Below are 23,989 nucleotides of genomic sequence, written 5' to 3' on the forward strand. Positions count from 1 at the left end.
TACTTCCTGGATCGAGCACGATCATGCCGGGGCGCGGGGCGCGGGGCGCGGGGCGCGGGGCGCGGGGCGGGGTCAGGCGGTGACCAGGCCGAGCTTGATCAGGCTGTCCGCGGTCTCGGTGATGGTCGTCTCCACCGGGCGGGTGCGCCAGCCGAGGACGTCCCGCGCCTTCTCGTTGCTGATCATCGGGACCTGCCCACGCAGGGCGGCGGCCTCGCGCAGGGCCGGTTCGGTCGCGGCCGCCCGTAGGACCTCCTCGTCAGTGAGTTCCCGCGCCGGCACCCGGTCGGCCAGGCTCGGCAGGTGCCGCGCCAGCATCTGTGCCATGTCGAGGAAGCTGACCGACGGGCCGCCAACGCCGATGAACCGCTCACCGGCGGCGTCCGGGTGCAGCATCGCGCGCAGGTGCAGGTCGACCACGTCCCGGACGTCGACGACACCGAAGTACATCCGGGGTACGACAGGCATCGCCCCGGTAAGGAACGCCTGCACCAGGCCGGTCGACGCGGAGACCCGTGGCCCCAGCAGCGGCCCGAAGATGCCGGTCGGGTTGACGACGCTCAGCTCGACCCCGCCGTTGTCCCGGACGTAGTCCCACGCCGCGCGCTCGGCGAGTGTCTTCGACCGGTGGTACGCCGGGATGTCGTCGTCCACGTTGGTCCAGTCCGCTTCGCTGTACCGACCGTCAGGTTTCACCGTGTAACCCACCGCCGCGTACGACGAGGTCAGGACCACCCGTCGTACCCCGGTCTGCCGTGCGGCCCGCAGGACGCGCAGCGCTCCGTCGCGGGCGGGCCGGATCACCTCGTCGTCGTTCTCCGGCGGGGTGAACGGAAACGGCGACGCGTGGTGCAGCACGTACCGTGCCCCGTCGACTGCCTCGGCCCAGCCCTCATCCGCGGACAGGGCCGCCGTCCGGAACTCGACCCGGCCGTCCGGGTCTGCGCCGGCCTGCCGGACCCGGTCAAGCACCTCGTCGCGCTGGCCCGCCTCGCGGACACTGACCCGCACCCGGTAGCCCTCATCGAGCAGTCGGGCGACGGAGTACCCGCCGACGTGGCCGGTGGCACCGGTCACCAACACCAGGGCGTCGTCATCGTTCAACATGTTTGTCCCATCCTTGCTCAGAAACGCCGAAGAACGTGCTCGACCTGCTCGATCGCGCGTTCCTCGGCATCCGTGTCGCCCCGGTACCGCGCGTCCCACATGTCCGCCTTGCCGCGCATGTAGGCCTGGCGTACCCGTAGGCGCTCGATCTCCCCGGACAGCCGGTCGGCGTGCCGGGTGAAGAGGTCACGTTGTTCGGCAGCCGCCGCGCGGTCGCCCTCGTCGAGCAGCGTCAGGTAGCGGCGCATCTCCGCGACGCTCATCCCGGACGACCGTAGGCAGGCCAGGGCGTCGACGCGTTCGGCGAGCGCCCCGTGGTAGCGGCGGTGACCGCTGCTGTCGTCGCGCGGAACCGGGCCGAGCAGGCCGATCTTTTCGTAGTACCGCAGCGTTGGCTCGCTGAAGCCCGACCGTTGGGCCATCTCCTGGATGGTGAGGGGTGGTTCTGTCCGCTCCCGATCCGCCTTCGTCGCTGCCATGACTGAAGCGTCCCCAACTTCAAGCGCTTCACGTCAAACGATGTGATCGGAGCGACACCGAGCAAGATCCGCGCAACTTCGGTGATGGTGCTGCCTCTAGGCGGCCGCAGGCATGCCCTTCCCCTCGTAGCGTGGAGGCCAGAGCTTGAGGGATAGAGGTTCATGGCTGAGACGAGACGCCAGTTCGATCCGGAGTTCCGGGCGGGCGCGGTGCGCATCGTGCGGGAGACGGGTAAGTCGATCGCGCAGGTCGCTCGTGACCTGGGGATTAACAGTGGGACCCTGGCGAACTGGGTGAAGAGGGACCGCGAGGCGCGCGGTGAGGCCGCTGCCGGGCAGTTGGCTGAGGACGAGCGGGCGGAGCTGGCGCGGTTGCGGCGGGAGAACGCCGAGCTGGCGATGGAGCGTGATGTCCTCAAGCGATCCGTGGTCCTGTGGGTCAAGGAGGCGACGGGCCGGTGAGCGTGGCCGGGTTCATCGCTTCCCAGAGGACCGAGCATTCCGTGCCGCACGCGATCGCCTGCCGGGCGTTGGGGGTGTCCGAGTCGTGGTTCTACAAGTGGCGTGACCGGCCGCCAACGCCCCGCGATGATCGGCGTGCCCGGCTGGCAGCCGCGGTCCAGAAGGTGTTCGACGACTCGGGCGGCACCTACGGCAGCCCGCGTATCGGCATCGAGCTGCGCGAGTCCGGCTGGCAGGTATCGGACAACACGATCGCGCAGCTCATGGCCGAGCTGGGCTTAACCGCCCGGGTCAAGCGCCGCCGGCGCGGCCTGACCCGCCAAGGTAAGCGTCCGGCCGCACCGGACCTGGTCAAGCGGGTGTTCACCGCACCGGCACCGGATGTCGCCTGGTGCGGCGACATGACCGAGATCCGCACCGACGAGGGCAAGCTCTACCTGGCCACCGTCATCGACCTGTACTCCCGTCGCATCCTCGGCTACGCCATGGGCGCCCACCACGACGCCGGGCTGGTCGTCGCCGCGCTGAACATGGCCGCCGTCACCCGCGGCGGCAACGCCGAAGGGGTGATCTTCCACAGCGACAGGGGCAGCGAATACTGCTCGGCCGACTTCGCCCGAGCCTGCAACCGGTGGAGGGTACGCCAGTCGATGGGCCGGGTCGGGTCGTGCTTCGACAACGCCGTCGCCGAGGCCACCTTCTCCACCATCAAGGTCGAGTACGTGCACCGCCGTCACTTCCGCACCCGTACCGAGGCCCGCCTGAAGATCGCCACCTGGATCACCGACTTCTACAACCGGCGCCGCCGGCACTCCGTCTGCGACTGGCGCTCACCCATCGACTACGAGCGATCAGAGACCCGCGCCCTGGAGGCCCAGGCCGCATAACGGAGCCCTCCACGATTCCAGGGGATTGACAGGCAGCAACATCAGTGTTATTGCGTGGATCTTGCGCGACGGGCCGGTGGTGCGGCAGGGTGCGGCGCTGGGCTCGACGTGCCGTTGGGTGGCTCATTCATTAACGTGAGTGCGCATGGGGGAGCCGGTGCGGCCGGTGGGCGAGACGGTCGTTCTCGGGCAGTCGCGGGTCTGGCCCGCCGTCGCGATACCGGGGGCGTTCCTGGCCGCGATGATCGTGGTCGGGGTGCTCGTCGATGTGGTCAACTGGACGATGGTGCTGTTCGGTGTCGCGTCGGTCGTCATCGCGTTCACCCGCTGGCAGAACGCGGTGCTCGCGGACGACGTCGGGCTGCTGATCCGCGATCGTCAGGGCCTACTCCGCTCGTTCGCCTGGACGGAGATCGAGCGGATGGGCTGGGTGGACGCGGGAATGTGGGGCAGCACCCTGGAGGTCTATCCCCGAGGCGGCCCGTACGACGTGCCGGGGCCCAACGCGTCGACGAAGGTGGGCCGCATCTGGCGACCCCGGCGGCGGCACCTCGCCGACCCGATGCCCGCGCTGCTCAAGACCCACGGCATCAAGGCGTTGTGGGACGCCTGATTGCCGAGCCGCCGGGGCACCTCAGCCGTCTGCCTCCGCCTGCCTGTCAGCCGTGCGACCGGAAGAACGTCTCGGGCCGGTCGGAGACGAACATGAATCCGGCCCAGAAGACGAAAAGCACCGGCACCACGACGCCCGTGACGACCTCCCCTGGGGACATCGAAAGATCATGACATCCAGTCAGCCGCCGAAGGGCTCGGGTCCGAGCCGACCCCAGGCGACGAAGGCGGCCACCGCGAGGTAGAGCAGGTTCAGCACGATGAACTTCGCCTCGCCGTAGCGCAGGTGGGTGATCACGGCGCCGACCATCAGCAGGACCCAGCAGAGGGCGGTCACCGGCACCAGCACCGGTGCGATGTCGAGCACGGCGGGCAGGATCAGGCCGATCGCGGCCAGGATTTCGAGGATCCCGAGGGTCTTGACGAAGCCCACGCTGGCGTCGGCGGTCCACCCGCCGCCGTTGGCAGCGGCCAGCTTCTCCTTGGGTACGAACGTCTTGGTGACGCCGCCGGCCAGGGCGACTGCGGCCAACAGTCCGGCCGCGATCCACAGTGCCAGGTTCATGAGGTTCCTTCCGTCTCGGTTCGACCACAGGACACCGCCGACCTGCCCGCTGTGACAGGGGTGCCGGGGTGACGCGGCCCACGCCTGCCCGGTGTCACAGACGGCACGGCACCGGTGTCTCGTGCGCGATGCCATCGGGATCGACGAGACTGGAGCCAGCTGTGGTGGGCACATTCCGGACCTGGGGAGCGAGGCCATGACCGAGGACGGCCGGGCGGGCCCCGCCGTCGACGCGTTCATCGCCCACCGGAACCTGCTCTTCACCGTCGCCTACGAGATGCTCGGCTCTGCCGCCGACGCTGAGGACGTACTCCAGGAGACCTGGCTGCGGTGGGCGGACGCGGATCTGTCGGCGGTGCGGGACCAGCGCGCGTACCTGGTCCGGATCACCACCCGGCAGTCGCTGAACCGGCTGCGGACGGTCGGGCGGCGCAGGGAGTCGTACGTCGGCTCCTGGTTGCCGGAGCCGTTGCTGACCGCGCCCGACGTCGCCGACGACGTCGAACTCGCCGAGAGCGTCTCGATGGCGATGCTGCTGGTGCTGGAGACGCTCGCGCCGACCGAGCGGGCGGTGTTCGTCCTCCGCGAGGTCTTCGACCTTGGCTACGACGAGATCGCCGACGCTGTCGACAAGAGCGCGGCCGCCGTCCGCCAGATCGCCCATCGGGCGCGGGCGCACGTCGCCGCGCGTCGACCTCGCGGGGCCGTCTCCCCGGCCGAGACCCGGCGTGCGCTCGACGCGTTCCGGCGGGCCGTGGAGACCGGCGACGTGCAGGGCCTGCTCGACGTTCTCGCGCCGGACGCCGTGTTCCTGGGCGACGGCGGCGGGATCAAACAGGCGGTGCTGCGGCCGGTCGTCGGGGCCGACAAGGTGGCCCGGCTACTGGCCAGCACGGAGGCCAGGGCAGCCGCCATGTCGTTGCGTCCAGCCCAGGTCAATGGCTACCCGGCGCTGGTGCTCCGGTTCGACGGCGAGATCGACACGGTGGTCGCGCTGCGCATCGACGACGGTCTCGTCAGCGCGCTCTACACCGTGCGTAACCCGGAGAAGTTGTCGCACATGCGGAGGGAGACGACCCTGCGTCGTTGAGGACCGTCATCTAGTACGGCGGCGTCGGGGTCTCCCGTGGGTGTCGGCGGGAGTGTCGTGCGTCCGCGCCCGCGACGCCGAGCAGCACCACGGCGGCGGTCGCCCCGGCGGTGAGCGGGTCGAGGTGCAGGGCGACCGGCACGAGCAGGCCGAGGGCGAGGAGGCCGGCCAGCCGGGAGCGGGAGACCCGGGCGAACACCTGGTGTTCGAGGGCCGATCGTCCGGCGAGGAAGAGCGCCGGACCGCCGAGGATGGCGATGAGCCAGGCCGCTGGGAGGTGCCCGAGGGGTTCGGTGATGAACAGTTCGAAGCCGACGCCGGTGAGGACGATCCCCGCGATCATGGTCAGATGGGCGAACGCCATGTCGGTGGCGAGTCGATCGGCGTGCCGGGAGCGGCCGACGGCGGCGTCCAGCACCTTTCCCGCGACGTGGAAATAGATCCGCCAGAGCAGGACGGTGCTCGCCAGTGCGAGAACGAAGCCGGCGGCCTCGTCGACGTGGAATCCGCTGCTGCTGAACGCCACCCCGATGACGAAGATCGCCTCACCGATCGCGATGAGGAGGAACTGTTGGTACCGCTCGGACAGGTGCTCGGCGGCGATCATCTGGCCGCCGATCCGTTGTCTGCCGATCCGGGGAGTCGGCCAGCCGAGCGCCAGCCCGGTGTAGTCGATCAGCAGCGCGAACGACCAGAGTGGTCCTCGGACCGTGCCGTCGTCGGCCAGGCCACCGACGACCCAGAGCGGCGCGCTCAGACCGAACCAGATCAGGACGCGGAGGGTCTGCCGTGGATTGGGCTGGCCGTGCGCGGCGAGGTGGAAGTAGACCACGCGCCCGATCTGGAGGCACACGTAGGTGATCGCGAAGAGCGGTGCCCGCGCGCCGAAGCCGTCGGGCACCGCGACGGCCATCGTCATGGCGCCGAGCATCGTGATGACGATGACGGTCTGGACCACCGGTGCCTCCGGGTCCAGCCAGCTGGTCGACCAGACGGTCAACGACCAGACGGCCCAGAGCGCCAGGAACAGCAGAAGCGCCTGACCGAGACCCGCGAGAACACCACGCTGGCCGTCGGTGAAGTCGTCGATCACGCGTGCGGAGATGCGGGTGAGGGCGAAGACGAAGACCAGGTCCAGGAAGAGCTCCAGGAAGGTGGCCCGCTGACGGGTGGCCTCGCCGCGAACCAGCGGCATTCGCCGTTTCCCGCTCATCGACCTGCCACGGCCCGGTGCCGCCGAACCACCATGTGCCTCCCATCGCGGATGATCCCCTGGCCTAACGAGCCACGAGGACGGCTGTGGCGTACCGGGACCGGAGGTGCGAACAGTCACCAATCTGTCACCACGCGGCTACCGGCGGGGTGCGGGCTTACGCTCGTGGTCGTGCCCGGACCTGCCGAGAAGGCCACCGAACAGGACCGGCGTGACCTTCTTGTCACGGTCGCGCGTGAGTTGGCCGAGGCGGAGGGCTGGGCGGGAGTCAGCACCCGCCGGCTCGCCGAACGGGCCGAGGTCGACATCGGCGACGTCTACCGACACTTCGCCGACCTGGAGGCACTGCTCGCCGCCGTCGCCGTGTGCGCGTTCGCCGACCTGGCCGCCGATCTGGCGGAGGCACACGCCGAAGCCGTGGACAGCCCCGACGGTGCGTGGCCGGCGGTCGCGACCGCGTACCTCGACTTCGCGTACACGAATCCGGAGGTCTACGACGCGATGCTCGCGCTGACCCCCGACCTGGCGCTCGGCGTGGATGGTGTGCCGGCCGCGCCGCGGGCGGTCTTCGCCGAACTGCGGGCGGCCCTGACACCCCTGGCCGAGGGGCGCGACCCGGACACCCTCGCCGAGGTGGGATGGAGCCTGCTGCACGGCGTGGTGATGCTGACCCGCGGCGGGCGACTCCGACCCGACGGGCAGGAGGAGCGGGAGTCGTTGATCGCACAACGTCTGTTGCGGTGGCCCAGCCCGTCGAGCAGGAACTCGGTGGGCGTGACGGGCGACATGCCCTAAAGTTCCGTGCCGCATCAGCGTGATCGCGAGGGGGCGGCATGACAGCGGACGGCACGGCGGCACGGCGGCAGGCGAAGGTGTTGATCTTTGATGCGGACGACACCCTGTGGGAGAACAACGTCGTCTTCGAGCGGGTGATCGACGACTTCCTGTCCTGGCTGGACCACCCCACACTGGACCGGGTCGCGCTGCGTGCCGTCCTCGACGACATCGAGCGGGCCAACGCGGTGGCGCACGGGTACGGCAGCAAGGTCTTCCTGCGCAGCCTGGGGGAGTGTCTGGAACGGCTGCGCGCACGGCCCGCCACCGAAGCCGAGCGTCTGGAGATCGACCGGTTGGCCGTGGCGCTCGTGGAACACCGGGTCGAGCTGATGCCCGGGGTGGCCGAGGCGCTCGACGACCTGGCCAGCCGGCACGAGCTGCTGTTGCTGACCAAGGGCGACCGGGAGGAACAGCAACGCAAGCTGGACGCCTGCGGCGTGCTGCACCACTTCGGGGCCGCGCACATCGTGCGGGAGAAGAACGCCGAGACGTACCGGTGGCTGGTCCGGGAGCACGGCTTCGACCCGTCCACCGCGTGGATGATCGGCAACTCCCCGAAGTCCGACATCCTGCCGGCGCGGGCGGCCGGGCTGAACGCGGTGTTCATCCCGAACGAGAACACCTGGGCGCTGGAGGACGACGAGCTGGACCCGACCGACGACGGCGTCCTGCGGCTGGCCGCGTTCCGGGACCTGCTCCGCCACTTCTGACCACCGCAGACGCCCGGAATCACGACAGCGCTGGCGACAATCATCTCGTTACGTCGAGATGCCGTTTTTTCAGCGTGACGTCAGACCGCCGCCGGAGGTCGGTCGTGGCTTGTCCGGCCCGCCGTGACCCGCCTAACCTTTGCCGGCGCTGCTGGCCCCACCGGGGATGCCGGCACGCCGGCCTTCGGTTGGTGGGCACCGTGGAGCTGAGTGCAGAGCGGCGGCTCGCCCCGTGCACGCGTGGGCGACGGGGTGCCGGAGCTGTCCGCTCACCCATCGGACGGCCGGGGGTCAGGGCCGGGTAGTTGCGGACCCGGTCCTGACCCGACCACGCACACACCACCTCCGGCGCGCGGGGCAGACAAGAGCCGGGCAGACGGTCAGGATGGCGGAATGAAGCGCAGATCTCTCCTGTTGGGCGCCGCGGCGGGCCTCACCGTGCCGGCCGTGCTCACCCCGACCGCGCCGGCGCTCGGCGCGACCAGGCCGCCGGCTCCGACGTGGGGGGCCACCGTGCCGGCTCCGCACCGCGCCCGCTCGACGGTGCCACGCCGCAACCTGGCTGCCCGCCTGACCACCCTGCCCACGCAGACCAGGCAGGTGATCGTGGTGGGCGCGACCAGTTACACCACGACGTACGCGACCCTCGAGGCGTACGTGAAGGTCCGGGGTCGCTGGCAGCCCGCCTCGTCGACGTTGCCCGCGCGGCTCGGCTCGAAGGGGTTCAGCGACAACCACGTGGAGGGGGTGCCGACCACTCCCACCGGGGTCTACTCGATCGGCCCGACCATGTACGGCATCGCCGCCAACCCCGGTGTGCGCTATCCGTACCACCGGCTGGTCAGCGGTGACTGGTGGAACGAGAACCCGTCGTCGGCGCGCTACAACACCTTCCAGCACAGCTCGACGAACCCGGGCGGGGCCAGCGAGGCGCTGTGGCAGGAGACCCCCGCGTACACGCACTTCGCGGTGATCACCTACAACATGCCGCCGAACGTGGCGACGCCGGTGCCGAACGCGGGCAGCGGCATTTTCCTGCACCAGTTCAGCACCAGCGGCGGCAACGCCACCGCCGGCTGCGTCTCGCTGGCCCGCGACCACCTGGTCGACGTGCTCACCTGGCTCGACCCGGCGCTCTCGCCCCGGATCGTGCTCAGCCCGTACGCCCAGCTCGGCCGGTATTGAGGGCCGGCAAGGCTCAGCTTGCCTCGCGCCGGACGATGGCGACCGCCACGCGACAGAACTCGTCCATGTCCGGGTTGAAGCCGGCGGCGATGTCGGGATGCAACCCGGAGCGGGTCTCCTCCAACAGGCGTTGGCAGACCTGCTCGACCGGCTCGCCGGCGTAGTCGGCGCGGACCCGGTCGGTGGCGGCCTGAAGCGCCGAGGTCAGCTGCTCCTCCAGCGGGCCGCGCAGCTTCTGCTGCACGGGGTCGAGCCCGCGGGGGTCGAGCGTGACATGTGGCTCCGACATCGGTGCTCCCTTCGTCGGCGTCCGCGGTACCCCACCGCGGACGTCGGTCAAACCCCGTTCGGTGCGGCGGCGACCCGCACCTGGTATGAGAAGTCCTCCGCCGGCTCCTCGTGGAACGACAGGCGGCGGATCTGCCGGTCGTCGTCGTAGAGGGCGACGTCCACCAGGACGCCGAGGTGGCTGAGGCCGATGGACGACACCCGCTTCTTGTCCTGCAAGACCGCGCAGACGCCGCCGAGCAGGGTGCTGGCGTCGGCCGTACGGTGCCCGGGCGGGCATCGCAGGACCAGGTCGACCTCGACCGGCCCGGGCAACGGCGTCCAGCCGGTGCGCTGGGCCGCGGTGAGAGCGGCCTGGAGCAGGGTGCGGACCCTCGTCGCCTGGCGATGCCCGGCGGCGAAGATGGACAACGCTTCGGTCTTGACCGGTGGCAGGCCGCTCACCTCGAATGTCAGGGCGAGAGCGCGGGTGTCCTGCACGACGGCACCTCCTCGTTGGGACGATCCTGCCGAACCGGGGGAGCGGCGGTGCGACGTTCCCGCGATTACCAACCGATCGGGCAGGTTGGGGTCGGCCGAGGCGTGTCGACGGCGGCGGCGAACGCGCTGGCTGCGGCGCTAGGAAAACGCTAGTCGACGCCGCCCGCGCTGGGTAGTCGGTCGTTCACCCGGTTGGCCGCGGTGCGAATGCGCAGAACTCGTTGCCCTCCGGGTCGGCCAGCACCCACCAGCTGCTGCGCTCGGTCGGCTCGGCCAGCACCGTCGCACCGGCGTCGACCAGCGCGTCGGGTTGCGGGTGGACCAGCTCGACGTCCCAGTGCATGCGGTTCTTCACCGTCTTGGGCTCGGTGACCCCGTCGAACACCCAGCTCTCCCAGGGGAAACCGGCGGCACCGAACACCGATGCTTCGGTCGGTCCGTACTCGACGGTGCCGCCGAGCACGCCGGCCCACCAGGTCGCCTGTGCGGTCGGGTCGATCGTGTCCGCCACCAGGTGGACCGGGCCGGGCCTGGTGCCCTCGCCGGCGGGGAGCGCGCAGAACTCGTTGCCCTCCGGGTCGGCCAGCACCCACCGGTCGACACCGGCGCCCGGTGCGCTGACCAGTCGGGCACCGTCCGCGAGCAGCGCCGCCGGGTCCGCGTCGGCCAACCGCAGATCCAGGTGTACGCGGGTCCGGCCGACCTTCGGCTCGGGCACCCGGTTCACCCAGATCGACTCGGCGTCCGATCGGGCCGAGCGGGGGTCCACCCGGGTGTCGCCGTCACCGGCGTCGGCCACGTCGGCGTCGAGCATGCGGGCCCAGAAGCCGCCCAGGGCGAGCGGGTCGGCGGCGTCCAGGCAGAGGTCCTTGAAGCGCGCGATCATGCCTCCAGCATGCCTGCTGAGGCGGCCCAGCGCCGCCCGCGCCGCGCCGCCCGCGGCGGTCCGCCCGCGCTGCGCCGCGCCGCCCGCGGCGGTCCGCAAGATCCGCGCAGTTTCGGTGATGTTGCTGTCTCCGGCAACCCTGACACCGCGACATCAGGGATGTTGTGCGGATCTTGCGGGGGTGGAGGCAGCCGGACGCGGTCAGTGCTTCTTGGCGTACGCGATGAACGCCTTCCAGGCTGCCGGGTCGACGTGCAGGGTGCCGCCGTCGCGGTCCTTGGTGTCGCGCACCAGCACCACGTGCGCGAGGTTGTCGGCGACCTCGACGCAGGCCCCGCCGTTGCCGCCGGACCTGGTCGACTTGCGCCACTGCGGGTTCAGAATGTCCATGACTTCGCCACTTCCCTGATCAGCTCGATGCTCTGCCGGCGGGGGAGGGCTTCGTTGCGCACGATCTCCCACGTCTTCGCCAGCTTAGCGACGTCGGGCGATGCGTCGACGATCTGTGCGGTGAGCTGGTTGTCGGCATAAGTCACCCGCTCTCCGTCCGGCATCTCGGCGATGATGAACTGACCGCCCATCCCCAGATACATCCCCGCATCCGCCGGGACGACGTGCACCTGGATGTGCTCCGCCGTCGCCACCTGGGCGAGGTGCTCGCACTGCTCGACCATCAGACCCGGTTGGTCGAGCACCGGCCGCCGGAGCACCGCCTCGTCCAGGACGGCGATGAGCTGTGGCGGGCGCGGGCGGTGCAGGATCGCCTGCCGCTCCAACCGGGACGCGACGATCCGGTCGACGTCCTCGGCGTCGAACCGCCCACCGGCCAGCGTCGCGCGGGCGTACCGCTCGGTCTGCAACAGACCCGGCACGTACGACAGCTCGAACCAGCGCAGCGTGGTCGCCTCCCGCTCGAACTCGATCCACTCGCGGAGCCAGGCCGGTTCGGCGTCCAGCCGGCCCAACCGGTCCAGCATCCGCTGGAATCGGTCGCCGGTCTCGTGGTGGGTGTCGACCGCCCGCATGTACTCCTTCGTGGGAGGCCGTCCGCCGGTCTCCACCGAGCTGACGTGCGAGCCCGAATAGCCGATGCCCCGACCGAAGTCGTCCTGACTGAGCCCGAGCGTGGCCCGGAGAAGGCGAAGCTCCTCCAGCACGTAGTCGGTGACGGTCCCCATCGATTCCCCAATCTCTGCTCACCCCGCGTCGGTGTGTCCGCCGCCGCTGCTCGCCTGGGTCGCTGAGCTGCGCGGATCACCCGAGTGCGTATCGACGGTAGTCGCGTGGTGGCCAAGCTGTCACTGCTGGTGAGGTAGCCGCCGGGGCGGCGAGGCGAGTGGAGGTGGTGACGATGTTCCTGAACGTGCGGAACTACGCGCAGGGGCACCTGGGCGTTGCTCCCGAGTGGAACTGCGAGGCGTGCGGGCAACCCTGGCCCTGCGCGACCTTCCAGGGGATCCCGCCGCCGGGCGTCCAGACGGCCGCACTCGTACACCTGCTGCTCCTGATGGCCGGCGCGGCGATTCGCGACCTGGCAACCCGGTCGGACGGCCCACCCGCGCACGCCGTGCTGAAGCGTTTTGCCTGGTTCATGGAACTGGACGACCGGCACGCGCGGCACGCAACGCGGTGGCTGTGATGGTGGTCCGCCCGCCCGTCCCGCACGTCGCCATGCGCCCGCTGTGGCGGTGTCGCAACTGTGGCCGGGAGTGGCCCTGCCAGCCCGCGAAACTCGCGCTGCTCACCGAGTACCGGACAAGCCGGACCGCCCTGCTCGTCTACCTCGGCACCCTGATGCACGAGGCGACGACCCAGCTCACCCAACTGCACCCCGATCACCCGCCGGCCCGGATGACCGAGCGCTTCCTCTCCTGGGCCAGGGCCCGCACCTGACGTCGCTTAGCAGAGGCCGGCGTCGTTCATCCCGGAAACTGGATCAGCGGCAGCCCGCCGGAGTAGTCGGGGCCTTCACCGGTGAGCACGGCGGCGTCGTGGACGAAACCCGCCACGGCGGCGGCAGCCAGGTCGAAGCGGTGGGTCTTGCGCTGCCAGAAGGTCAGTTCCGGTAGGTCCTCCGTGCGCTCCGGAAGCAGGGCGCAGGCGGACAGGGTCAGAAGCCTGTGCAGCAGGGCCAGGTCCTTGCCTGTCGCCATGGTCAGCGCTTCGGTCGCTGCCACCACCGGCACCCCGAACCGCACCCCGTCTTCGATGACCTCGTGGACGGGCTCGCCCACGTGCACCGTGCGGAGCACGGCGTACCCCAGCAGGGCCGACCGGTCCAGGATCAGCCGGACCGGCGGCTTTGGCTCCGAGGTCATGCGGCGTCGGCGCGGGGAGTCGCGTCGTCGCCGTCCAGCTCGGCCTCCATCGCTGCTCGGATCTTGGCGCGCTCGGCCTCGAACCGCTGCGGGGTCCACTCGGCTTCCACGCCGAGGCGGAGGGCCCGAGCCTCGGCGACACCCTGCTCGGTGACGTGAATGCCGGCGGCGAGCAGCATCTCCTTGTGCTCCTCCACCCGCCTGCGCCGTCGCACCGACTCCGTGACGTAGGCGCTGGCCATGCGGTTGCCCTGGCTCTCCAGGATCTGACTCACGTCCGGGGGGACGGAGATCGTGAATCGGCGCTGCGGTTCTGTCATACGCGGAGCGTACACCTGTCATACCCCTGCGCCGTCGATGTCAGGCGTGTCTGACTCTCGTGTCGGCCGGTGGGGCTAGCCAGGTTTCGTGGCTTTGTGAGTGGGGCAGTGTAGCCGCACGGAGCATCTGAGTCGTCGTGTTTCCGCAGTTCACGGGGCTCGGGATGACTCGCCGTGCGCCGGGGCACGGATGCCCCTCCCCGGTCTCGCCGAAGAGAGGGGGAGGGCGATGACGGACCCCGAAGCGGCTCGACACCGACGACGGCCGATTGTCCGGCTCGGGGCGGCGGCCGCCGCGCTGGCGCTCGTCGCACCGCTGGCCGCGTGCGGCAGCGACGACGGTGGTGGCGGCACGCCGACCATCAACCTGTACTACCCGCCCGAGCAGAACCTGCAGAAGGTCGTCGACGACTGCAACGCGCAGGCCCAGGGGCGGTACGAGATCGCCTACCGGGTGCTGCCCCGGCAGGCCGACGACCAGCGGGTACAGATGGTGCGCCGGCTCGCCGCCGAGGACACCGGCATGGACGTGCTCGGTCTGGACGTGACCTGGACCCAGGAGTTCGCCAGCGCCAAGTGGATCCGGGAGTGGACCGGTCAGGACAAGGCCGAGGCCGAGCAGGGCACCCTCGCCGGGCCGCTGGAGACAGCCCGCTACGAGGACAAGCTGTACGCGGCCCCGAAGAACACGAACGTTCAGCTGCTCTGGTACCGCAAGGACCTGGTGCCGCAGCCGCCGACCACCTGGGACCAGATGATCAGCGCGGCCCAGCAGCTCAAGGAGCAGGGCAAGCCGTACCAGGTGCTCACCATGGGCGCCCAGTACGAGGGCCTGGTCGTCCTCTACAACACCCTGGCCGAGAGCGCCGGGGGGAAGATCCTCACCGACGACGGCGCGAAGGCGGCGATGGACGAGGGCGCGGTCCGGGCGTTGGACCAGCTCAAGCGCTTCGCCACGTCGGGCGTGACCTCGCCGTCGTTCAGCAACGCCACCGAGGACCCGGTCCGGCTGGAGTTCCAGTCCGGTGCCGGCGCGTTCCAGGTGAACTGGCCGTTCGTTTACCCGGCGCTCCAGGAGGCGAACCCGGACCTGGCCAAGCACGTCGGCTGGGCGCGGATTCCCGGCGTCGACGAGGGCACCCCCAGCAAGGTCACCATCGGTGGCGTCAACCTGGCGGTCAGCTCCTACTCCCGGCACCCCGAGCTGTCCTTCGAGGCGGCCCGGTGCATCCGCAGCGCCGAACACCAGAAGTTCTCCGCCATCAACGACGGCGTCCCACCGACCATCGAGGCCGTCTACGACGAGCCGGAGATGACCGAGGCGTACCCGATGAAGGACACCATCCTGGAGGAGCTGAAGGACCCGGCGACGCGTCCCCTCACCCCCGCCTACCAGAGCATCTCCACAGTGATGTCGGCGATCCTCTCGCCGCCGTCGGGGATCCGACCGCAGCAGACCGCCGACGAGCTGCGCGAGGCCATCGCCGACGCCCTCGAGTCGAAGGGGGTGCTCCCGTGAGCGCGGACACCGTCGAGAAGACCACGACACCCACCGTGCCCACCCAACGCGGCGGCCGCCGCAAGGCGCCGCTGAGCGCGAACAAGAAGGCCGAACGACGGCTCGGCTGGCTGCTCTGCGCGCCCGCCGCGCTGGTCATGGTCCTGGTGACCGCGTACCCGATCCTCTACTCGGTCTGGCTGTCGTTGCAGCGCTTCGACCTGCGCTTCCCCGACCAGCGGGAGTTCATCGGGCTGGAGAACTACGTCACCGTGCTCACCAACGAGTTCTGGTGGACCGCGTTCGGGGTCACGACCCTGATCACGGTGGTCACCGTGGCCGTCGAACTGGTGCTCGGCATGGGCCTGGCGATCATCATGCACCGCACCCTCGTCGGGCGCGGCCTGGTCCGGACCTCGGCGCTCATCCCGTACGGGATCGTCACAGTGGTCGCCGCGTTCTCCTGGCGGTACGCCTGGACGCCCGGCACCGGTTACCTCGCCGACCTGTTCAGCGACGGCGCGCCGCTGACCGAGCGGGCCAGCTCGCTGGCGATCATCATGCTCGCCGAGATCTGGAAGACCACGCCGTTCATGGCGCTACTGCTGATGGCCGGGCTGGCGTTGGTGCCGGAGGACCTGCTCAAGGCCGCCTCCACCGACGGCGCGACCGCCTGGCAGAAGTTCACGAAGGTGATGCTGCCGGTGATGAAGCCGGCGATCCTGGTCGCCCTGCTCTTCCGCACCCTGGACGCGTTCCGGGTCTTCGACAACATCTACGTGCTCACCGCCGGAGGCAACGAGACGTCGTCGGTGTCGATGCTCGCCTACAACAACCTGCTCCGGGGCCTCAACCTCGGCATCGGCTCGACGATGTCGGTCCTGATCTTCATCACCGTGGCGATCATCGCGTTCGTCTTCGTGAAGCTGTTCGGCACCGCTGCCCCCGGCAGCGACGACGGGGAGAGGCGCTGACATGTCTGTGGAAACCACTGGCAGGGCGAAGCTGCGCTGGGGTCTGCTCGACGTCCTCGTGGTCGTCTTCGCGCTCGTCCCGGTGCTGTGGATCGCGTCGCTGTCGTTCAAGACGCCGGCCACCCTCACCGACGGAAACTTCATCCCGAGGGAGTGGACGCTCGACAACTACCGGACGATCTTCGACACCGACCAGTTCGTCCGGGCCCTCGTCAACTCCATCGGCATCGCCCTGATCGCCACGCTGATCGCTGTGGTGCTCGGTGCGATGGCCGCGTACGCGATCAGTCGGCTGGACTTTCCCGGCAAGAAACTGCTGGTCGGCATCTCCCTGCTGATCGCGATGTTCCCGCAGGTGTCACTGGTGTCGCCGCTGTTCGAGATCGAGCGACAGCTGGGCATCTTCGACACCTGGCCCGGGCTGATCCTGCCGTACATCACCTTCGCGCTGCCGCTGGCGATCTACACCCTGTCGGCGTTCTTCAAGCAGATCCCGTGGGACCTGGAAAAGGCCGCGAAGATGGACGGCGCCACCCAGGGGCAGGCGTTCCGGCGGGTGATCGCGCCACTGGCCGCGCCCGGCCTGTTCACCACGGCGATCCTGGTCTTCATCTTCTGCTGGAACGACTTCCTGTTCGCCATCTCGCTGACCTCCACCGAGCGGTCCCGCACGGTGCCGGCGGCGTTGTCGTTCTTCACCGGCGCGTCGCAGTTCGAGGATCCCACCGGGGCGATCTGCGCCGCCGCCGTGGTGATCACCGTGCCGATCATCCTGTTCGTCCTCTTCTTCCAGCGTCGCATCGTGTCCGGTCTGACCTCCGGCGCAGTCAAGGGATAGGTGGGTAGTCATGGCTGACATCGTGCTGGACAAGGTGAGCAAGAGCTTCCCGGACGGGACCGTCGCCGTGCAGGACGTCGACCTGGAGATCGCCGACGGTGAGTTCGTGATCCTGGTCGGCCCCTCGGGCTGCGGAAAGTCCACCACCCTCAACATGATCGCCGGGTTGGAGGACATCAGCTCCGGCGAGCTGCGCATCGGCGGGCAGCGGGTCAACGACAAGGCTCCCCGGGACCGGGACATCGCCATGGTGTTCCAGTCGTACGCCCTGTACCCGAACATGACGGTGCGGGAGAACATGGCGTTCCCGCTGCGGCTGGCGAAGCTGGACAAGGAGACCATCAACTCCAAGGTCGACGAGGCGGCCAAGGTGCTGGAGTTGACAGCACTGCTGGACCGTAAGCCGGCGAACCTGTCCGGTGGCCAGCGTCAGCGGGTCGCGATGGGGCGGGCGATCGTCCGTCAGCCGAAGGCGTTCCTGATGGACGAGCCGCTGTCCAACCTCGACGCCAAGCTGCGGGTGCAGATGCGCACTGTGGTGTCCCGGTTGCAGAAGCAGCTCGGCACCACCACCGTCTACGTCACCCACGACCAGACCGAGGCGATGACTCTCGGGGACCGCGTGGTGATCATGCGGGGTGGCGCGGTGCAGCAGGTCGGGCCGCCGCAGGAGCTGTACGACCACCCCCGCAACCTCTTCGTCGCCGGCTTCATCGGCTCACCGTCGATGAACTTCCTGCACGCCGCCGTGCAGGACGGCAGCCTGCACACCGCCCTGGGGGACGTGCCCCTCGGCGACCGGGTCCGCCGGGAGTTGGAGGCCGCCGACGCGCCCCGTGAGCTGATCCTCGGCATCCGCCCCGAGCACTTCGAGGACGCCGAACTGGTCGACGACGACACCCGCCGTCGGGGCATGGAGTTCGAGGCGCCCGTCGACATCGTCGAGTCGATGGGCTCGGACAAGTACGTCTACTTCACCGTCGAGGGCGAGAAGGCCAGCGCCGCCGAGTTGGAGGAACTGGCCGCCGACGCCGGTGCCGCCGACTTCGCCGGTGCCGGTGGCAACCTGGTGACCCGGCTGTCCGCCGAGTCCGCCGTCGCGGAGGGGCAGTCGCGGCGGGTCTGGTTCAACCTGGAGAAGATCCACCTGTTCGACCCGTCCACCGGGCGGAACCTGACCCTGCGCGAGGGCCGGGCCGCCGGGGCGCTCGGCGACTGACGGCGTCCGGACCGACGGGCCGGCGGGTTCACCCGCCGGCCCTCGCCGTGTCCTGCGCCGCGGGCCCGGTCGTGGCAAGGTGGTCGGAGGTCGCGTCGTGAGGCGGGGGACGGGATGAATCGACGACTGGCCGCGCTGGCGAACGCGCACGGCGTGTCCACCTGGTACGAGGACTGGCGGCACCGCCGCGTCGATGTCGCACCGGAAACCGTGGTGGGTGTGCTCGGCCTGCTCGGCGTGGACGCCACCAGCCCGGCGGCCATCGCGGACGCGCTCGCCGCGGCCCGCGCGGTCGACCGCGACGCGCTGCCCCCGACGGTGGTGCTCACCCACGGCACGACCCGGGTGCTGCCCGGCCCAGGTGTGGTGACCCTTGAGGACGGCGGTCGACGCGCTGTCGACGGCGAGCTGCCGGGGGACCTGCCCCTGGGCTGGCACCGGCTGGCCTGCGCCGACCGGGAGGCGACGCTCGTGGTGGTGCCCCGCCGGTTGCCGGTGCCCCCGCGCACCTGGGGCTGGATGCTTCAGCTCTACGCGCTCACCTCCGAACGCTCCTGGGGCATGGGTGACCTCGGTGACCTCGCCGACGTCACCAGCTGGGCCGGTGAGACCGGTGCGGGGCTGGTGCTGCTCAACCCGCTGCACGCCGTCGGGCCGGCGCACCCGGTCGCCGCATCGCCCTACTCGCCGGCCAGTCGACGCTTCGTCAACCCGCTCTACCTGCGGGTCAGCGACACCGCCGCGTATCGGGCGGCCGACCCGGCGACCCGTGCGGTGGTGGACGCCCTGCGCCCCGACCGCGGCGAGCTGATCGACTACGACCAGGTGTGGGACGCCAAGCGGCACGCATTGGAGCTGCTGCACCCGTACGCCCAGCCGGTCGACCTCGGCGCGGACCCGGCGCTGGCCAGTTACGCCACCTGGTGCGCGCTCGCCGAGCGGCACGGCAACGACTGGCGTGCCTGGCCGGAGGCCCTGCACCACCCGGACTCCCCGGCGGTCGCCGAGCAGCGTCGGCAGCTCGCCGACCGGGTCGACTTCCACGCCTGGTTGCAGCAGCTGTGCGACGAGCAGCTCGACGCCGTCACCGTGGCCGCCCGGGCGGCCGGGATGCCGGTCGGCGTGGTGCACGACCTGGCCGTCGGCATCGACCCCGGCGGTGCCGACGGTTGGCAGCTCGCCGACGTGCTGGCCCAGGGTGTGCGGGTCGGTGCGCCACCGGACGACTTCAACCAGCTCGGCCAGGACTGGGGGCTCGCCGCCTGGCGTCCGGACCGGCTCGCCGCCACCGGGTACGCCGCCTATCGGGACATGCTGCGCCGCACCCTGCGGCACGCGGGTGGCCTGCGGGTCGACCACGTCGCCGGTCTGTGGCGGCTGTGGTGGGTGCCGCCGGGCGCCGGGGCGGCGGAGGGCACCTACGTGCGCTACGACGCCGACGCGATGCTCGGCATCCTCGCGCTGGAGGCGCACCGGGCCGGGGCGGTGGTGGTCGGTGAGGACCTCGGCACCGTGCAACCGGCGGTGACCCGGGGCCTGCGTGCGCGCAACATGCTCGGGTCGACGGTGCTGTGGTTCGCCCGCGACGACGACGGCGCGTTCGTCCCGCCGGCCCGTTGGCCGCGCAACGCGCTGGCCACGATCTCGACGCACGACCTGCCCACCGCGCCGGGCTTCCTGACCGGCGAGCATGTGCGGGTGCGCGACGACTTGAAGCTGCTCGGCACCGACGTGGCGGTCGAGCAGGCCCGGGCTGCCACGGACCGGGAGCGGTTGCTGGACATGCTGCACGCGGAGGGCCTGCTGCCCGATCCGGCGGCGACATCCGACGAGGACGTGGTGGTGGCGATGCACGCGGCGCTCGCGGCCAGCCCCACCCGGCTGCTCGGCGTCTCCCTCTACGACGTGCTGGGCGAGGTGCGCCAGCCCAACATGCCGGGCACCGTGGACGAGTACCCGAACTGGCGGCTGCCGCTGCCGGCGACCGTCGCGGAGATCCGCACGGACCCCCGGGTGGCCCGGATCGTCGACCTGCTCAGCACCGCCCGTCCGCAACGGCCCGACCAGGATTGACCTCGGGTCACGCCAACCAGTCGATGCGGGGAGGCAGCCCGAGGAAGTCCGCGTACCGCCCCAATGCCTCCTCCACCCGGCCCCGCGCGGCGGCGTCGAGTGTCGTGAGCGGTTGGATGGTCACGGTGACCGCGGTGCGGCCGATCCTGCGCTTCCACACACCGACGACCCGACCCGCACGGACCACAGTGGCCTGGAAGATGCCGTTGTTGCCGGGCACGACGGCCTGCTGGTGGGCACTGTCGAGCATCAGCCGGCGGTCCCGGTAGCCGAGCAGGTACTCGTCGAAGCCGGGCAGCACCAGCAGGTCGTCCAGCGGCACACGCGGCAGGTCGGCCAGTGCCGCGTCGACGGACATCGGCTCGCCGTCGACCCGTACGGTGGTCAGCGCGCTCTCGGCGGCGGCCAGGCCGCGCCGCGCGTCGGTCAGCGTGAGACCGCTCCAGCCGGCGAACTCGCGGGCCGTGACCGGCCCGTGGCCACGGACGTAGCGGTGGGCGAGCACTGCCAGGGCCTCGTCGCGTTCCAGCCGGCGTGACTCGGGCGCCCACTCGTCGAGCAGGGCGAAGGTCTGTTCGGTGCCGACGTTCGGGGCCACGCACGTCACCCCGCGCACACTGGCGGACCACAGCAGGTGGTAGCCGCGCTGCCCGTCGGTGCCGATGCCGGCCGCGCGCAGGGTGGCGAGGCACTGGGCGCGGGTGAGCCGGCCGCCGCCGGCCAGCGCCTCGCCGAGAACGTCCAACGCGCGGCCCTCGTCGGCCTCGGTGAGACCGAGCTGCGCCCGCCGGGTCGCCGAGCCGGACAGCGAGCGTACGCCGGTCAGCTCCAACATCCAGCGGGCGTCGGCGGGCGGGACGAGGTGCACGGTGCCCCGCATCGGCCAGGTACGCAGTGCCTCGCGGCGCTCCAGTGCCGCCTGCACGTCGGTGACCGTCTGCCCGGGCAGCCGGGCGCCCAGCGACCACAGGCCGCTCGCCAGGTCCTGTGCCTGCATGGCGCCGAACCACTGCACCACGTCGGCGACGGTGCCGGGTCGGATGCTCGGGTGCGGGCGCAGCAGCAGGCTCGTCATCCGCAGAGCGAGCGCTTCGGATGCCGTGAGTTCTCCGCTCATCGAACTCCTCTCCCGGGCCGTCGCGCCAGGGTAGGACAACCGTCCGACAGCGGCGTCCCCGTGGCGGTTGCTCCCCGGAAGTTAGGGGCGAGCGCGACCGCAGGAGTCCCTCGACGCCGTGCTCGCCAGGACCCGGCTCGGACGACAGTTCCCCATCGCGGCACTCCGTCAGCAGTACGCCCTGGTCAGGTGGCATAACGGCCGAACCGGTGGGAAGTCGGTCACCCGACAGTGCGCGCGCCGCGCGTACGGAGGGGAGCCTCATGACTGCCGCAAGCGAGCCGGCCCGGGGCGCCGGCGTAACGGCCGGATCCCGGAGCCATCGGGGGGACGCCCACGCGAAGACGAGCGCCGCGGCGACCTTCGCCCTGGTGTTCGGGGTGGCCGGTCTGTTCAGCGTGTTGACGGCGATCCTCGCCTGGCTGGGGCTGGTGCTCGGCATCATCGGGATCATCCTCGGCATCGTCGGCCTCAAGATGGCACGCCGACCCGGGGTCACCGGTCGTGGCGTGTCGATCGGAGGTCTGGTGCTCAGCATCCTGGCCGTGCTGATCGGGCTGGGTCTGGCTGCGGGGATCACCACGTTCGTCAACAACGAGAATGCGGTGGACCGCCTGCAGACCCAGGTCGACAAGCTGCGCGACAAGCTCGACTGACATCGACGTGGTGCGGTGGGGGCCAGGGCGCGCCGCTGGCCCCCCACCGGCGCTGCGTGGACCCGGCCGGTCCGATCCCGTCGACACCCGAGGCCGGCACCTCCTGCTTCCGCTACAGTCGAATCGGATCACTGTTCCACTAATACTGGTCCGATCGTCTTGATGAAGGAGAGCCGGTGTCGGCGACGAGTCAGTCCCCGGAGGTGCCGGCCCGTGGCAAACGGGCCGACGCGCTGCGCAACCAGCAGACGCTCCTCGCCGCCGCCGCCGCGGTGTTCGTCACCTCCGGTGTCGACGCGCCGATCCGGGAGATCGCGGCCCGGGCCGGAGTCGGCATCGGGACGATCTACCGGCACTTCCCGACCCGGGCCGACCTTGTCGTCGCCGTCTACCGCCACCAGGTCGAGGCCTGCGCCGAGGCCGGCCCGACCCTGCTGGCGACCGCCGCCTCACCCCTGGCCGCACTCCGCCAGTGGGTCGACCTCTTCACCGACTTCCTGGTGACGAAGCACGGGCTGGCCAACGCGCTGCAATCGGACACCGGCGGCTTCGACGCGCTGCACACCTACTTCGTCGACCGGCTCGTGCCGGTCTGCGCGCAACTGCTCGACGCCGCTGTCGACTCGGGTGAGATCATCCCCGGCACGGGCCCCTACGAGCTGATGCGCGGCATCGGCAACCTCTGCATCGGCCGGAACAACGACCCGGCGTACGACCCCCGCCGGCTCGTCGACCTGCTCCTGCGCGGTCTCCAGCAACCACGGTGATCCGACAACGACGCTCACAGTAAGGTTGATCACGTGCTCCGCCAGGTCACCGCGATCCGCTACGTCACCCCGCTCCGCGAGGGCGGCTCGCTGCCGGGCGTTGTGGAGGCCGACGACCTCGGCACGTACGTGGCGAAGTTCCGGGGCGCCGGGCAGGGGCCCAAGGCGCTCGTCGCCGAGGTGATCTGCGGTGAGCTGGCCCGCCGTCTGGAGCTTCGCGTACCGCCGCTGGTGGTGCTCGACATCGACCCGGTGATCGGGCGGGCCGAACCCGACCAGGAGGTGCAGGAACTGCTGCGCAACAGCGGCGGCGCGAACCTGGGGATGGACTTCCTGCCCGGGGCGTTGGGCTTCGACCCGGTGGCGCACCCCGTCGACCCGGAGCTGGCGTCGCGGGTGCTCTGGTTCGACGCGTACGTGGAGAACGTCGACCGGAGCTGGCGCAACCCCAACCTGCTGGTGTGGCATCGGGAGCTGTGGCTCATCGACCACGGCGCCTCCCTCTACTTCCACCACAACTGGCCGCGCGCCGAAGCCGCCGTGCACCGTGCCTACCGTGGGGCCGAGGACCACGTGCTCGCCCCGTACGCCGACGGGCTCGCCGAGGCCGACGCCGACCTGGCCCCACGGGTCACCCCGGACCTGCTCACCGAGGTGCTGGCCCTGGTGCCCGACGAGTGGCTGACGGCTGCCGACTTCGAGACAGCCGACGAGGCGCGGGCCGCCTACCGCAACCACCTGTCCGCCCGGGTCGCCAGCACCGCCGACTGGCTGCCGCAGGGAGGCGCGGCATGAGGCAACCCTTCGAGTACGCGCTGATCCGGTTGGTGCCTCGCATCGAGCGTGGCGAGCAGATCAACGTCGGAGTGCTGCTCTACTGCCAGCAGCGCGACTTCCTGGGGGCGCGTACGCACCTCGACGCCGACCGGGTGCGCGCACTGGCCCCCGACGTCGACCTGCCCGCGGTGGCCGCCGCGCTCGGCTCCTGGGACCGGACCTGCTCCGGTGACGGGCCGGCGACCCGAATGCGACTCGGCGAGCGGTTCCACTGGCTGGTGGCGCCGCGCAGCACGATGATCCAGGCGGGGCCGGTGCACACCGGGCTCACCGCCGACCCGGCGGCCGAGCTGGAGCGGCTGATGGCGACCCTGGTCCACTGACTGCCGGTCGCGGCACCGAGCACATCCGACGACCCCTGATCGCGCTACGCCAGCGCCGTTGGTGGCGGAGCGCGATCCCCCGTTCAGGTGCTCGGTGCGGGGCGGCGGCTCGTTCCCGCCGGCACCGGTGACATCAGGATCGCTGCCCGGCTGGGGCGCGGGGCCGTAACCACCCGGAAGTTGCGGAAAACTTGAGCCCGGCGGATCGACCGGTGAGAACCCTCGCGCGCTGCCGTTAGAGAGCGCGC

At 70.7% G+C, this 23,989-nt stretch carries 30 protein-coding genes; 18 read left to right on the top strand and 12 right to left on the bottom strand.

Annotated features, from left to right (window positions below):
• Positions 1-72: 72 nt before the first annotated feature.
• Both O3438_RS32570 and O3438_RS32575 read right to left on the bottom strand, forming a co-directional pair.
• Complete coding sequence (locus O3438_RS32570) at positions 73-1,107, bottom strand: NAD-dependent epimerase/dehydratase family protein (RefSeq protein WP_269683300.1); 1,035 nt, start codon at positions 1,105-1,107, stop codon at positions 73-75.
• Positions 1,108-1,124: 17 nt separating this feature from the next.
• Entirely contained in the window at positions 1,125-1,586 is a 462-nt protein-coding gene (locus tag O3438_RS32575; RefSeq protein ID WP_269683301.1) for a MerR family DNA-binding transcriptional regulator, read from the bottom strand.
• A gap of 162 nt (positions 1,587-1,748) precedes the next feature.
• Between O3438_RS32575 and O3438_RS32580 the strand changes: the two genes are divergently transcribed.
• From O3438_RS32580 to O3438_RS32590, 3 genes are all read left to right on the top strand, one after another.
• Positions 1,749-2,048 (top strand): transposase, encoded by a 300-nt coding sequence (locus tag O3438_RS32580; RefSeq protein WP_269678633.1) that lies wholly within the window; start codon positions 1,749-1,751, stop codon positions 2,046-2,048.
• Between the two features lie 2 nt (positions 2,049-2,050).
• Positions 2,051-2,935 (top strand): IS3 family transposase, encoded by an 885-nt coding sequence (locus tag O3438_RS32585; protein ID WP_269683557.1) that lies wholly within the window; start codon positions 2,051-2,053, stop codon positions 2,933-2,935.
• Between the two features lie 145 nt (positions 2,936-3,080).
• On the top strand, positions 3,081-3,548 hold the full coding sequence (locus tag O3438_RS32590) for a hypothetical protein (protein WP_269683302.1): 468 nt from the start codon (positions 3,081-3,083) through the stop codon (positions 3,546-3,548).
• Between the two features lie 180 nt (positions 3,549-3,728).
• Here the strand turns inward: O3438_RS32590 and O3438_RS32595 are convergent, their stop codons facing one another.
• Positions 3,729-4,112: a DoxX family protein gene (locus tag O3438_RS32595; protein ID WP_269683303.1), complete on the bottom strand. Its 384-nt coding sequence runs from the start codon at positions 4,110-4,112 to the stop codon at positions 3,729-3,731.
• 196 nt (positions 4,113-4,308) lie between these two features.
• Between O3438_RS32595 and O3438_RS32600 the strand changes: the two genes are divergently transcribed.
• Complete coding sequence (locus O3438_RS32600) at positions 4,309-5,202, top strand: RNA polymerase sigma-70 factor (RefSeq protein ID WP_269683304.1); 894 nt, start codon at positions 4,309-4,311, stop codon at positions 5,200-5,202.
• 10 nt (positions 5,203-5,212) lie between these two features.
• On the opposite strand, the gene O3438_RS32605 is transcribed toward O3438_RS32600, so the two are convergent.
• Positions 5,213-6,397 carry a low temperature requirement protein A gene (locus O3438_RS32605; RefSeq protein WP_269683305.1) on the bottom strand — a complete coding sequence of 395 codons (1,185 nt, stop codon included), beginning with the start codon at positions 6,395-6,397 and terminating at the stop codon, positions 5,213-5,215.
• Positions 6,398-6,586: 189 nt separating this feature from the next.
• Between O3438_RS32605 and O3438_RS32610 the strand changes: the two genes are divergently transcribed.
• From O3438_RS32610 to O3438_RS32620, 3 genes are all read left to right on the top strand, one after another.
• The gene (locus O3438_RS32610; protein WP_269683306.1) at positions 6,587-7,210 is read left to right on the top strand and encodes a TetR/AcrR family transcriptional regulator; all 624 of its coding nucleotides are present in this window, start codon (positions 6,587-6,589) and stop codon (positions 7,208-7,210) included.
• Between the two features lie 38 nt (positions 7,211-7,248).
• Positions 7,249-7,962, top strand: a complete 714-nt coding sequence (locus tag O3438_RS32615; protein WP_269683307.1) for an HAD family hydrolase — start codon at positions 7,249-7,251, stop codon at positions 7,960-7,962.
• 393 nt (positions 7,963-8,355) lie between these two features.
• Complete coding sequence (locus O3438_RS32620; protein ID WP_269683308.1) at positions 8,356-9,147, top strand: L,D-transpeptidase family protein; 792 nt, start codon at positions 8,356-8,358, stop codon at positions 9,145-9,147.
• A gap of 13 nt (positions 9,148-9,160) precedes the next feature.
• Here O3438_RS32620 and O3438_RS32625 read toward each other — a convergent pair whose 3' ends face one another.
• The 5 genes from O3438_RS32625 to O3438_RS32645 all read right to left on the bottom strand — a co-directional run bounded on the left by O3438_RS32625 (position 9,161) and on the right by O3438_RS32645 (position 11,979).
• On the bottom strand, positions 9,161-9,436 hold the full coding sequence (locus O3438_RS32625) for a hypothetical protein (RefSeq protein ID WP_269683309.1): 276 nt from the start codon (positions 9,434-9,436) through the stop codon (positions 9,161-9,163).
• A 47-nt stretch (positions 9,437-9,483) separates the two neighbouring features.
• On the bottom strand, positions 9,484-9,915 hold the full coding sequence (locus tag O3438_RS32630) for a hypothetical protein (protein WP_269683310.1): 432 nt from the start codon (positions 9,913-9,915) through the stop codon (positions 9,484-9,486).
• Positions 9,916-10,099: 184 nt separating this feature from the next.
• Positions 10,100-10,801, bottom strand: coding sequence for a VOC family protein (locus O3438_RS32635; protein WP_269683311.1), 702 nt, complete (start codon positions 10,799-10,801; stop codon positions 10,100-10,102).
• A gap of 201 nt (positions 10,802-11,002) precedes the next feature.
• Complete coding sequence (locus O3438_RS32640; protein WP_408630503.1) at positions 11,003-11,191, bottom strand: DUF397 domain-containing protein; 189 nt, start codon at positions 11,189-11,191, stop codon at positions 11,003-11,005.
• On the bottom strand, positions 11,179-11,979 hold the full coding sequence (locus O3438_RS32645; protein ID WP_088988668.1) for a helix-turn-helix domain-containing protein: 801 nt from the start codon (positions 11,977-11,979) through the stop codon (positions 11,179-11,181). Before O3438_RS32645 ends, O3438_RS32640 begins: the two co-directional genes overlap by 13 nt.
• Before the next feature lie 173 nt (positions 11,980-12,152).
• On the opposite strand from O3438_RS32645, the gene O3438_RS32650 reads away from it, so the two are divergent.
• Both O3438_RS32650 and O3438_RS32655 read left to right on the top strand, forming a co-directional pair.
• Entirely contained in the window at positions 12,153-12,440 is a 288-nt protein-coding gene (locus O3438_RS32650; RefSeq protein ID WP_269683312.1) for a hypothetical protein, read from the top strand.
• A complete protein-coding gene (locus tag O3438_RS32655) occupies positions 12,440-12,694 on the top strand; it encodes a flavin reductase (protein WP_269683313.1) in 255 nt (84 codons plus the stop codon). Before O3438_RS32650 ends, O3438_RS32655 begins: the two co-directional genes overlap by 1 nt.
• Before the next feature lie 26 nt (positions 12,695-12,720).
• Here the strand turns inward: O3438_RS32655 and O3438_RS32660 are convergent, their stop codons facing one another.
• Positions 12,721-13,119: a hypothetical protein gene (locus tag O3438_RS32660; protein ID WP_269683314.1), complete on the bottom strand. Its 399-nt coding sequence runs from the start codon at positions 13,117-13,119 to the stop codon at positions 12,721-12,723.
• The gene (locus tag O3438_RS32665; RefSeq protein WP_269683315.1) at positions 13,116-13,439 is read right to left on the bottom strand and encodes a hypothetical protein; all 324 of its coding nucleotides are present in this window, start codon (positions 13,437-13,439) and stop codon (positions 13,116-13,118) included. The genes O3438_RS32660 and O3438_RS32665 overlap by 4 nt, the downstream gene beginning before the upstream one ends.
• 229 nt (positions 13,440-13,668) lie before the next feature.
• Between O3438_RS32665 and O3438_RS32670 the strand changes: the two genes are divergently transcribed.
• From O3438_RS32670 to malQ, 5 genes are all read left to right on the top strand, one after another.
• Complete coding sequence (locus O3438_RS32670; RefSeq protein WP_269683316.1) at positions 13,669-14,958, top strand: ABC transporter substrate-binding protein; 1,290 nt, start codon at positions 13,669-13,671, stop codon at positions 14,956-14,958.
• A complete protein-coding gene (locus O3438_RS32675; RefSeq protein ID WP_269683317.1) occupies positions 14,955-15,911 on the top strand; it encodes a carbohydrate ABC transporter permease in 957 nt (318 codons plus the stop codon). Before O3438_RS32670 ends, O3438_RS32675 begins: the two co-directional genes overlap by 4 nt.
• Before the next feature lies 1 nt (position 15,912).
• Positions 15,913-16,749: a carbohydrate ABC transporter permease gene (locus O3438_RS32680; RefSeq protein ID WP_088988673.1), complete on the top strand. Its 837-nt coding sequence runs from the start codon at positions 15,913-15,915 to the stop codon at positions 16,747-16,749.
• A gap of 10 nt (positions 16,750-16,759) precedes the next feature.
• On the top strand, positions 16,760-17,968 hold the full coding sequence (locus tag O3438_RS32685) for an ABC transporter ATP-binding protein (protein WP_269683318.1): 1,209 nt from the start codon (positions 16,760-16,762) through the stop codon (positions 17,966-17,968).
• Between the two features lie 114 nt (positions 17,969-18,082).
• Complete coding sequence (gene malQ, locus O3438_RS32690; RefSeq protein ID WP_269683319.1) at positions 18,083-20,041, top strand: 4-alpha-glucanotransferase; 1,959 nt, start codon at positions 18,083-18,085, stop codon at positions 20,039-20,041.
• A 7-nt stretch (positions 20,042-20,048) separates the two neighbouring features.
• Here malQ and O3438_RS32695 read toward each other — a convergent pair whose 3' ends face one another.
• Positions 20,049-21,158, bottom strand: coding sequence for a winged helix DNA-binding domain-containing protein (locus O3438_RS32695; RefSeq protein WP_269683320.1), 1,110 nt, complete (start codon positions 21,156-21,158; stop codon positions 20,049-20,051).
• A gap of 263 nt (positions 21,159-21,421) precedes the next feature.
• Here O3438_RS32695 and O3438_RS32700 point away from each other — a divergent pair, with 263 nt between their 5' ends.
• The 4 genes from O3438_RS32700 (at position 21,422) to O3438_RS32715 (ending at position 23,741) form a co-directional block, all read left to right on the top strand.
• The gene (locus O3438_RS32700) at positions 21,422-21,814 is read left to right on the top strand and encodes a hypothetical protein (protein ID WP_088988677.1); all 393 of its coding nucleotides are present in this window, start codon (positions 21,422-21,424) and stop codon (positions 21,812-21,814) included.
• A 176-nt stretch (positions 21,815-21,990) separates the two neighbouring features.
• Positions 21,991-22,581 (top strand): TetR/AcrR family transcriptional regulator, encoded by a 591-nt coding sequence (locus O3438_RS32705; RefSeq protein ID WP_269683321.1) that lies wholly within the window; start codon positions 21,991-21,993, stop codon positions 22,579-22,581.
• A gap of 33 nt (positions 22,582-22,614) precedes the next feature.
• Entirely contained in the window at positions 22,615-23,376 is a 762-nt protein-coding gene (locus O3438_RS32710) for a HipA family kinase (protein ID WP_269683322.1), read from the top strand.
• Positions 23,373-23,741, top strand: a complete 369-nt coding sequence (locus tag O3438_RS32715) for a DUF3037 domain-containing protein (protein WP_145779986.1) — start codon at positions 23,373-23,375, stop codon at positions 23,739-23,741. The genes O3438_RS32710 and O3438_RS32715 overlap by 4 nt, the downstream gene beginning before the upstream one ends.
• Positions 23,742-23,989 lie beyond the last annotated feature (248 nt).

The organism is Micromonospora sp. WMMC250 (genome assembly GCF_027460215.1).
Classification (GTDB): Bacteria; Actinomycetota; Actinomycetes; order Mycobacteriales; family Micromonosporaceae; genus Micromonospora; species Micromonospora taraxaci.

Excerpts from the sequence above, each read along its gene's own strand:
- O3438_RS32570 (WP_269683300.1), bottom strand. The coding sequence starts at position 1,107 with ATGTTGAACGATGACGACGCCCTGGTGTTGGTGACCGGTGCCACCGGC.
- O3438_RS32575 (WP_269683301.1), bottom strand. The coding sequence starts at position 1,586 with ATGGCAGCGACGAAGGCGGATCGGGAGCGGACAGAACCACCCCTCACC.
- O3438_RS32580 (WP_269678633.1), top strand. The coding sequence starts at position 1,749 with ATGGCTGAGACGAGACGCCAGTTCGATCCGGAGTTCCGGGCGGGCGCG.
- O3438_RS32590 (WP_269683302.1), top strand. The coding sequence starts at position 3,081 with ATGGGGGAGCCGGTGCGGCCGGTGGGCGAGACGGTCGTTCTCGGGCAG.
- O3438_RS32595 (WP_269683303.1), bottom strand. The coding sequence starts at position 4,112 with ATGAACCTGGCACTGTGGATCGCGGCCGGACTGTTGGCCGCAGTCGCC.
- O3438_RS32600 (WP_269683304.1), top strand. The coding sequence starts at position 4,309 with ATGACCGAGGACGGCCGGGCGGGCCCCGCCGTCGACGCGTTCATCGCC.
- O3438_RS32605 (WP_269683305.1), bottom strand. The coding sequence starts at position 6,397 with ATGCCGCTGGTTCGCGGCGAGGCCACCCGTCAGCGGGCCACCTTCCTG.
- O3438_RS32615 (WP_269683307.1), top strand. The coding sequence starts at position 7,249 with ATGACAGCGGACGGCACGGCGGCACGGCGGCAGGCGAAGGTGTTGATC.
- O3438_RS32620 (WP_269683308.1), top strand. The coding sequence starts at position 8,356 with ATGAAGCGCAGATCTCTCCTGTTGGGCGCCGCGGCGGGCCTCACCGTG.
- O3438_RS32625 (WP_269683309.1), bottom strand. The coding sequence starts at position 9,436 with ATGTCGGAGCCACATGTCACGCTCGACCCCCGCGGGCTCGACCCCGTG.
- O3438_RS32635 (WP_269683311.1), bottom strand. The coding sequence starts at position 10,801 with ATGATCGCGCGCTTCAAGGACCTCTGCCTGGACGCCGCCGACCCGCTC.
- O3438_RS32640 (WP_408630503.1), bottom strand. The coding sequence starts at position 11,191 with ATGGACATTCTGAACCCGCAGTGGCGCAAGTCGACCAGGTCCGGCGGC.
- O3438_RS32645 (WP_088988668.1), bottom strand. The coding sequence starts at position 11,979 with ATGGGGACCGTCACCGACTACGTGCTGGAGGAGCTTCGCCTTCTCCGG.
- O3438_RS32650 (WP_269683312.1), top strand. The coding sequence starts at position 12,153 with ATGTTCCTGAACGTGCGGAACTACGCGCAGGGGCACCTGGGCGTTGCT.
- O3438_RS32655 (WP_269683313.1), top strand. The coding sequence starts at position 12,440 with ATGGTGGTCCGCCCGCCCGTCCCGCACGTCGCCATGCGCCCGCTGTGG.
- O3438_RS32660 (WP_269683314.1), bottom strand. The coding sequence starts at position 13,119 with ATGACCTCGGAGCCAAAGCCGCCGGTCCGGCTGATCCTGGACCGGTCG.
- O3438_RS32665 (WP_269683315.1), bottom strand. The coding sequence starts at position 13,439 with ATGACAGAACCGCAGCGCCGATTCACGATCTCCGTCCCCCCGGACGTG.
- O3438_RS32670 (WP_269683316.1), top strand. The coding sequence starts at position 13,669 with ATGACGGACCCCGAAGCGGCTCGACACCGACGACGGCCGATTGTCCGG.
- O3438_RS32680 (WP_088988673.1), top strand. The coding sequence starts at position 15,913 with ATGTCTGTGGAAACCACTGGCAGGGCGAAGCTGCGCTGGGGTCTGCTC.
- O3438_RS32685 (WP_269683318.1), top strand. The coding sequence starts at position 16,760 with ATGGCTGACATCGTGCTGGACAAGGTGAGCAAGAGCTTCCCGGACGGG.
- malQ (WP_269683319.1), top strand. The coding sequence starts at position 18,083 with ATGAATCGACGACTGGCCGCGCTGGCGAACGCGCACGGCGTGTCCACC.
- O3438_RS32695 (WP_269683320.1), bottom strand. The coding sequence starts at position 21,158 with ATGAGCGGAGAACTCACGGCATCCGAAGCGCTCGCTCTGCGGATGACG.
- O3438_RS32700 (WP_088988677.1), top strand. The coding sequence starts at position 21,422 with ATGACTGCCGCAAGCGAGCCGGCCCGGGGCGCCGGCGTAACGGCCGGA.
- O3438_RS32715 (WP_145779986.1), top strand. The coding sequence starts at position 23,373 with ATGAGGCAACCCTTCGAGTACGCGCTGATCCGGTTGGTGCCTCGCATC.